We start from the raw sequence: 8,096 nt of genomic DNA, 5'->3' as shown, positions 1-8,096 counted from the left end.
TCGGACCCTCAACGCTACGATCCGGCAGACCTCCTCTTCGCTCAGGGCGTGGGGAGTGCTCTTGGGGCGACGGCTGTGTTCTTCCATCCGGCCCATCCCCTCCTCGAGAAGGCGGTTCTTCCACTTATAGCCCACTCTTGGGCTGATCCCATACTCTCGGCACAGGGCTCGAAAGTTGTCTGTTTGTAGCGCTCGAAGCGCAAACTCTGTTCTCTGGCTCATTAGGTCTAGGTGTTGCCACGGCATAGCCTCTTACCCTGCCAGTAAGAGCCCCCTGGTGTTACCTATGTCCTGAACCTAAAGCGTTACCCATGTCTTGAACCTGTACCAAAGGCGAAAGGATCCCGCGAGGCGGGAGGGGATCGGGGATCCCGCGAAGCGGGAGGGGATCGGGGATAGGGAATGGGTGATAGGGGGGGAAAGAAGGCTGAATCAGTAAAAAGTGCAAAGGTAAAAAGTGGGAAGGTGGGGGATCCCGCGAGGCGGGAGGGGATCGGGGATCGGTAATGGGTAATAGGGGGTAGATGGGAGATGGGAGATGGGGGGCAACGTTGTTTGTTGCAGGTTCTTGGTTTTTTGTTTGTTCGGCAGCCAGTAACTTCGAACTAGGAGCGAGCAACATTAATCTGGGCGCATGTGGGCAGTTATTGCATAATCCGGTATTCGTCTTTAAAAGATTCATATGAGTCATCTTTCCGAAGTTGATCCCCGGCTTGAGGCAGTGAAGGCTTTCTGGCCTCAGTTTCATGTGAAGCGGGCTTGGGTCTTCGGATCGCGTGCCAGAAAAGACGGGTCATCTGAGAGTGATTGGGATTTCCTCGTCGATTTTGAGTCGAAGCCCGGTTTCGGATCCTTCATGGGTCTGAAGTGCCGATTGGAGGATGCGTTGAATGCCAAGGTCGATCTTCTGTCGCTTAGTGCCTGCAAGAAATCGTTCCTCAATGCCATTCAGAAGGATCTTGTCGATGTCTCGTGACTTTCAGTTAAGATTAGATGACATCCTTGAGGCATGCCATAGGGTTGCTGATTATATAGCCGGGTATGATCTCGCCCGTTTTGAAGAAGATTACAAAACGCAAGATGCCGTTATCCGGCAGTTTGAAATCATAGGCGAGGCAGTGAAGCATCTTCCGGAAGAAGTCACCCTTCAGGAGCCCGGAATTCCCTGGCGGCAGTTTGCCGGATTCAGGGATGTTCTGGCCCATTCCTATTTTGCAGTGGATCTAACTGTCTTGTGGGAAGCCGCCGAGGTTTATGCACCGCTGCTTCAGGAGACATGCAGCCGTCTGAAAAGCTGAAAGTGGGAAGGTGGGGGATCCCGCGAGGCGGGAGGGGATCGGGGATCCCGCGAAGCGGGAGGGGATCGGGGATAGGTAATGGGTAATCGGGGGGAAAGAAGGCTGAATCAGTAAAAAGTGCAAAGGTAAAAAGTGGGAAGTGGGGGATCCTGCAAGGCGACTTTTGACTAATGGGCTCTCTCGCTTTAGTTTCTAGCCCTCGACTCTCGACAGTCGTCGCTCGACTCACTCATTTTACCCTCATGTCTCCTCGTCGCTTGGCCATCGTGGTTTCGCACCCGATCCAGTATTACTCGCCCTGGTTCCGGGATCTGGCGGCGCAGTCTGATCTGAGGATCAAGGTGTTTTATCTCTGGGACTTCGGGGTGACGGAGAAGCGGGATCCGACTTTCGGTACTTCCTTCAAGTGGGATGTGCCGCTGATGGAGGGGTATGAGAGTACCTTCGTGCCGAATGTGGCGAAGGATCCTGGGACGCATCACTTCAATGGGCTCGATAATCCGGGGCTCAATGATGCCCTTCTTGACTGGAATCCGGATGCGATCCTACTGATCGGCTATAACTATAAGAGTCACCTCCGGTTGATCTTCTCCCCGCGTCTGCGCAGGATTCCGATTCTCTTCCGTGGTGACTCGCATGAGCTATGTCCTTCCACAGGATGGAAGCCGCGACTCTCCCGTTTCCTGCGAAGTCTGATCTTTCGCCGGTTCGACCGTGTGCTGGCCGTGGGTTCTGCATCAGTTGATTATTTCCGCGCCAGTGGTGTGCCCATGGAGAGGATCCGGATCATTCCTCACTGCGTGGATAATGACCGATTCCGGAATGCTGCCACGGAGGCCGAGATGGAGGCTGGGCAATGGAAACAGGAACTGGGAATCCCGGAGGACACGACCGTCATCCTTTTTGCCGGTAAGCTGGAAAACAAGAAACGCCCGCAGGATCTGCTGGAGGCTTTTTTGAAGATTCTGACCGAGGGAAGTCGAGAGTCGAGGGGCGAGGGGCGAGCGACGGGTGATGAGAACTGCTCGACTTCAGTGCTTCTCTTTGTCGGATCGGGTCATCTGGAGAATGTTCTCCGTAGGATGGCCGGGGATCGTGTCGGGAGGGATGTCTTCTTCGCTCCCTTCCAGAATCAGTTGGCCATGCCCAAGGTCTATGCGGCTGGTGATATCCTGGTGCTTCCATCATTAGGTCGGTCGGAGACTTGGGGGCTTGCCGTGAATGAGGCGATGAATCTCGCTCGTCCCGCCATTGTCAGTTCCCATGTGGGGTGCGGACCGGATCTGATCGAGGCTGGGGTGACAGGGTGGGGCTTCCGGGCCGGTGATGCCAGTGATCTCGAGAAGTGCCTTCATGAGGCGCTGAGTGATCCCGCTCGCCTGAAGAGAATGGGGCTCGCTGCAAGGGAGAAGGTCAACGGCTTCTCGTATGAAGTGGCTACCAAGGGAGTCGTCAAGGCAGTCAGGGAGGTAGGGGGATCCCGCAAGGCGGGAGGGGATCGGGGATAGGTAATGGGTGATAGGGAATGGGTGATAGGGAATGGGTGATAGGGGAAGGGGAGGCTGAATCAGTAAAAAGTGGGAAGGTGGGAAGGTGGGGATCCCGCGAGGCGGGAGGGGATAGGGGATCGGTAATGGGTAATTGGGGGAGAGGGAGGGGGGAAAATTATGAATGATGAACCAAGCCCGAGGGATCGGGCGCGGAAGACTACGATGCAATCGTAGCCCGGAGGGCGGCACTGCTTGCCGGGCGGCAAGTGGCGTCAAATCAGGGATCAGGGCCGGAAATGAAGAACAAGCGAGGGGAGGGAAGGATGAATTAGTAAAAAGTGGGAAGGTTGGAAAGTGTAAGGTAGGGATCAGGAATGAAGAGGAAGAGGTATGGGATCCGTCATGACGGATCTATCCCTTCCGGCCTTGATGCCCAGTGTTGTCAATTCGGGCGCGCTACCATAAGTTATGTCCATGAGTAGCAGGGGATCAGAAACAGCATTTCCCGTGCGTGTGCCGGCTTCTCCTGAATTGGCGGCTCGCGCCGCAGAACTTGTTCAGCAGTTTTCTGAGTGTTTCTGGTTCTGGCATCCTGAGGCAACTGTGCACTTCACCGATGATGTGAAGTTAGTTATCGAGCATCTTCGCGAGTATGGGGATAAGAAGGCGTGGTCGGCTGCCGGGGAGTTGCAGCGTAGCCTCTAAAGGTTCACAAGCATGCCTCTGACGGAATTTCAGAAAGAGGTGATGGGTGTCCTAGTAGGCAACAGATCCGAGAGCAGTCATGTCGCTGGCGGTCTTGTGCTGAATGCCCCTGAAGATTCGGCTCGTTTCTCACGGGATTTCGATTTCTTCCACGAGGCCGTGGAGGATCTGGTCAATGCCAGTGAACAGGATCTAAGATCGCTAGAGTCTGCGGGGTTTGGTATTCGCAAGGTGGAACGTGAAGCCGAGTGGTCAAAACCTGTCTCCTTTCGCAAGGCCTATGTTTCCCGAGGGGATGAGAAGGTGGAGCTGGATTGGGCTCATGACTCGGCATTCCGTTTTTTTCCCATCGTTCCCGATGATGTGCTTGGATGGAGGCTGCACCTTTTCGACATGGCGACGAATAAGGCTCTTGCCCTCTCGGCTCGGATGGAGACGCGTGATTATGTGGATATGGTGGAGCTGACCCGCCATTTTCCGCTGGAGGCCATCGTCTGGGCCGCATGTGGCAAGGATCCGGGATTTAATCCGCTCTCCCTCCTTAAGATGATGATCAGGTTTGCACGGATTGACCCACTCGAACTCGATAAAATCAAGGCACGACATCTTGACCCTGTCGCCTTGAAGGAGGAGTGGATCGCAGTCTCGGACAAGGCCCGGGAGGAAATAATCCTGCTGGCGGATGAAAATCCCGATATGCCGATCGGGGTAGCCTTTGTGGATGATCAGGGCAGGCCCGGATGGATCCGTACCAATCCTGCCCTGCAAATTCATCACCCTTCCCTGCGTGGTTGCTGGCCCACAATGATCAGCTGAAGGGATTCCGAGTCACTGATAAGTTCATCAATTTTCTAACCCACTTCCGATGAGACTCGACCGATACGATAACTCTGACTTCAGTCGCGGGGCCTCTAAGATCAAGGAAGTTCTCTGGTGGATCGTCAGTTCGTTGCTCTTTGCCCCATGGTTCCCTCTTCCCTCAGGGCTGAGTCGGTGATGTTTTTCTGTTATGTGATTATGGATAACCAATTGGCTCCTGTGAATTTGGTGAATCATGTCCATTTCTTTCAGATAAAACGTCGGCTCTCATTCACGGACTTACGCACTCGTAGCGCCGCTCTGGTTCCAAAATCCCGACTCCTGAATCCTTAATTATTTATCCCCCCCCATGCCTTCCTCCGTCGATCTCGTCCATCATCATCGTCATGCAGGGCCGAGCCATGTCTCGATCGAGAGGCTCTTTGCGGAGGTGCGCAGGCATCTCCCCGATCCTTGGAATGCACGTGTGGCGACTTGCCCCCATCTGAGTCGCGGCTTTGCACCCAGAGTTGCCAATATGATGGCGGCGCGGGCGCAGGCGGGAACGATCAATCATATCACGGGTGATGTGCATTATCTGGCAATGGCTCTTCCATCGCGTGGTCTAGTCCTCACGATCCATGATTGCGCGCTGCTGAATATGCTTAAGGGGGCTTCGCGCGAGGTTTTCAGAAGAATCTGGTTCACCTATCCCATGCAGAGGGCTGAGGCGATCACGACCATCTCGGAAGCCATGAAGAAGGAGTTGGGAAGTCACTTCCCGGATGTTGTCGATAAGATCCGGGTGGTTCCCAACTGTGTCCGGGGGGAATTCGCGCCGGCGCCGAAGCCTTTTCCGGAAAGGGAGCCGGTGATCCTGCAGGTAGGGACGGGCTGGAACAAGAATCTCGAGGGCGTGGCGGCCGCCCTGCGCGGCATCCCCTGCAGACTCGAGATCATTGGAATGATGAGCGAGAGGCAGCACGAGGTACTCCGGCTCAATGCGATCAATTACAGGAGTCTGGGGATTCTTCTAGATCATGAAGTCCTTGATGCGTATAAGAGGTCGGACGTTATGGTATTTGCATCCCGCTATGAAGGCTTCGGTCTTCCCATTATCGAGGCTCAGGCATTGGGCCGACCCGTGATCACAAGCAATTTCGGGGCGATGGCAGAGGCCGCAGGTCCCGGGGCCCTGCTGGTGGATCCTCTCAACCAGGCAGATCTTCATCAATCCGTCCTCAAGCTCCTGAGGGATCCTGATCTAAGAAGCAGGCTCATCGAGGAGGGGTTCCGGAATGTGGCCCAATACCAACCCAAAGCGGTGGCCTTGAGGTATGCTGATGTTTACGCAGGGCTTCAACCGGTGCATTCAAATGCACGGGTCGCGGAACAGCTGAGTCGCTGACCATACCGGCATATGTGTGGAATTGCAGGGCAATATGGGAGTGGTTTGTCCTCTATAGAAGACAATGCAATCCAACTACTTGCGCATCGGGGACCCGATGGTAACGGAGTATGGAAATCTGCCGAAGTGACCTTAGTTCATACCCGTCTCTCGATTATCGGAAGTGATGAGGTGGGGGCGCAGCCGATGGTTCTCAAGGAGGGGTGTATCCAACGGGACGCGATGGATGTTGTGTCCGCATCGCCTGCCGAGGACGTTGGTGGATCCCGGCGCAAGGTTATCGTCTTCAACGGGGAGATCTACAATTACAGGGAGCTCCGCGCGGAGATGGAGGCTCAGGGGGAGACCTTTCACCATGACTCGGATACGGAGGTGCTTCTCCGTCTGATCGCGAGGGAGGGTGCCGAGGCGCTCCCGAAGCTGGCGGGGATGTATGCATTCGCCTATTGGGACGAGGAGACGGGCACGGCGTTACTGGCCAGGGATCCCCTGGGTATCAAGCCGCTCTTCTATCGAATGGATGACGGGGTGCTGAGTTTCGCCTCGGAGTATCGTGTGCTGCGTCGTGCTGGTGACGCCTTGGATCCCGAAACCCTGCGTGACTTCTTCCTCTGGGGGAGCGTCCCCGAGCCCGGAACCCTCGTCAAGCCGGTGAGACTTCTCCAGGCCGGTCACTTCATCGACTGGCGTCCCGGGGAGGAGGTGTTTCCCAGGCGTATGCTCCCGGAGGTCCTTGACCAACAAATGGTCACCTCCGCCGTGAATCCAAAGCGAACCAATGAGTCTCATGCGGCGGCATCGATCTATCCCGTGAAGGTCCGTGACGCTCTGGAAGAGAGCGTGGCGCGCCACCTTGTGAGCGATGTTCCGGTAGGAATCTTCCTGAGCGGGGGCATCGATTCGACAGTGCTTCTGGCTCTGGTTCGAAAACAGCTTGGACCTGATGCCGATATCAGGACGTTCTCGATCGGCTTTTCTGATCCAGCATACGATGAGTCCGGGGCGGCCATGCGAACCGCGCATCATTTCCGGGCGAATCACACGGAGTGGAAGATCACTGCGGATGAGGCGAGCGCTGAGATCGCTCCCTATCTCGCCGCGATCGATCAGCCCAGCATAGACGGCTTCAATACCTGGTGTGTCAGCAAGCTGGCCCGCCAGGAAGGAATGAAGGTGGTGCTCTCAGGCCTGGGAGCCGATGAAGTCTTCGGAGGTTATCCATCCTTCCGCATGGTTCCCGCACTCCATTCCCTCCACAGGCTCCCCCGCGTCCTGCGCGTCGCTCTCTCCCTGCTACTTCAAAACTTTCCCGTCGGATCTCCGAAAAGACGTCTGGCAGATTTCCTCTCCGGTGACGGCTCGTGGTTGGAGGCCTACCACGCCAAGCGGGGAATCTTCACCGAGGAGGAGGCAAGCTGCCTGGCCGAACATCTTAGCGGCAGTGTGCCGAAACCTGTGAACTGGAGGATTTCCTCACTGTTTTCCGAGGATCGCGACATGGTTTCCTTCCTCGAGTTGACGCGATACATGCGCAATCAGCTCCTGCGTGACAGCGATGTCTTCTCGATGGCGCACGGATTGGAGCTTCGCGTCCCGTTTGTCGATGAACGTTTCCTGAGTGCCGTCTTCAAGATCCCGGCTTCGACGCGCTTGGCGGATCGCAAGCAGCTGTTGACCGATGCGGTCCCCGAAATTCCCGAGTGGATCCTGAACCGTCCGAAGCGGGGATTTTCGTTCCCATTCCAGCAGTGGGTCGAGGAGAAGTTAGGTGATCGACTCGCTGCAGTTGAGAGCGAGTCTCCGGTTTCCTTGATGACCTGGTACCGAAAGTGGGCGGTAGCTGTAGCCCAAGAGTGTATCGAAAGGGCAGATGGGGAAAGGCTGAAGGCTGAAGGCTGAAGGCGAAAACGGCTGAAGGCTGAAGGCGGAGGGGATCGGGGATCGGTAATTGGGGGGGAGGGGAGGCTGAATCAGTAAAAAGTGCAAAGGTAAAAAGTGGGAAGGTGGGGGGATCCCGCAAGGCGGGAGGGGATCGGGGATCGGTGATGGGTAATTGGGGGGAGGAGGGATGAAACTGGAAACCTGAACCAAGCATCTGGGAAGATGCGCGGTAGACTACCGTAGGTAGCCCTGAAAGGGCGCCACGGCTTCCGGGAGGAAGTGGCGTCAAACCTGAACCAAGCCTGTGGGAACAGGCGCGGTAGACTGTGAGAGCAGCGAACAGCCCTAAAGGGCGGCACGGCTTGCCGGGAGGCAAGTGCCGTCAAACCTGAAACGAAGCCAGGGGAAGGGCTCGGTGGTGAAATCTGCCCCATTCCCCATCACCTATTCACGAGCACCCATTTCCTGCCCCTCGGTACTCGGTGTTGTGCTGATAGTTCAGGATCACTGATGATC

8 protein-coding genes are annotated in these 8,096 nt (G+C 56.0%); 7 read left to right on the top strand and 1 reads right to left on the bottom strand.

The annotated features are described in order from the left end of the window. Window positions 1-222: helix-turn-helix domain-containing protein (locus K8R57_08960; GenBank protein ID MCE9588429.1), on the bottom strand; the 222-nt coding region annotated here is incomplete at its 3' end. 460 nt (window positions 223-682) lie between these two features. Here K8R57_08960 and K8R57_08955 point away from each other — a divergent pair. The 7 genes from K8R57_08955 to asnB all read left to right on the top strand — a co-directional run bounded on the left by K8R57_08955 (window position 683) and on the right by asnB (window position 7,598). Further along, window positions 683-976, top strand: coding sequence for a nucleotidyltransferase domain-containing protein (locus K8R57_08955; protein MCE9588428.1), 294 nt, complete (start codon window positions 683-685; stop codon window positions 974-976). Further along, window positions 966-1,298 carry a DUF86 domain-containing protein gene (locus tag K8R57_08950; protein MCE9588427.1) on the top strand — a complete coding sequence of 111 codons (333 nt, stop codon included), beginning with the start codon at window positions 966-968 and terminating at the stop codon, window positions 1,296-1,298. The genes K8R57_08955 and K8R57_08950 overlap by 11 nt, the downstream gene beginning before the upstream one ends. A 242-nt stretch (window positions 1,299-1,540) precedes the next feature. Next, window positions 1,541-2,806: a glycosyltransferase family 4 protein gene (locus K8R57_08945; GenBank protein MCE9588426.1), complete on the top strand. Its 1,266-nt coding sequence runs from the start codon at window positions 1,541-1,543 to the stop codon at window positions 2,804-2,806. 456 nt (window positions 2,807-3,262) lie between these two features. Next, complete coding sequence (locus K8R57_08940) at window positions 3,263-3,493, top strand: hypothetical protein (GenBank protein MCE9588425.1); 231 nt, start codon at window positions 3,263-3,265, stop codon at window positions 3,491-3,493. Window positions 3,494-3,505: 12 nt separating this feature from the next. Further along, window positions 3,506-4,309 carry a hypothetical protein gene (locus K8R57_08935; protein ID MCE9588424.1) on the top strand — a complete coding sequence of 268 codons (804 nt, stop codon included), beginning with the start codon at window positions 3,506-3,508 and terminating at the stop codon, window positions 4,307-4,309. A gap of 352 nt (window positions 4,310-4,661) precedes the next feature. Then, window positions 4,662-5,699, top strand: a complete 1,038-nt coding sequence (locus K8R57_08930; protein ID MCE9588423.1) for a glycosyltransferase family 4 protein — start codon at window positions 4,662-4,664, stop codon at window positions 5,697-5,699. A 45-nt stretch (window positions 5,700-5,744) separates the two neighbouring features. Beyond that, window positions 5,745-7,598 carry an asparagine synthase (glutamine-hydrolyzing) gene (gene asnB / locus K8R57_08925; GenBank protein ID MCE9588422.1) on the top strand — a complete coding sequence of 618 codons (1,854 nt, stop codon included), beginning with the start codon at window positions 5,745-5,747 and terminating at the stop codon, window positions 7,596-7,598. Window positions 7,599-8,096 lie beyond the last annotated feature (498 nt).

It is taken from the genome of Verrucomicrobiota bacterium, assembly GCA_021413925.1.
Lineage (GTDB): Bacteria > Verrucomicrobiota > Verrucomicrobiia > Chthoniobacterales > UBA6821 > UBA6821.
This window is presented reverse-complemented; position numbering and strand designations above follow the sequence as displayed.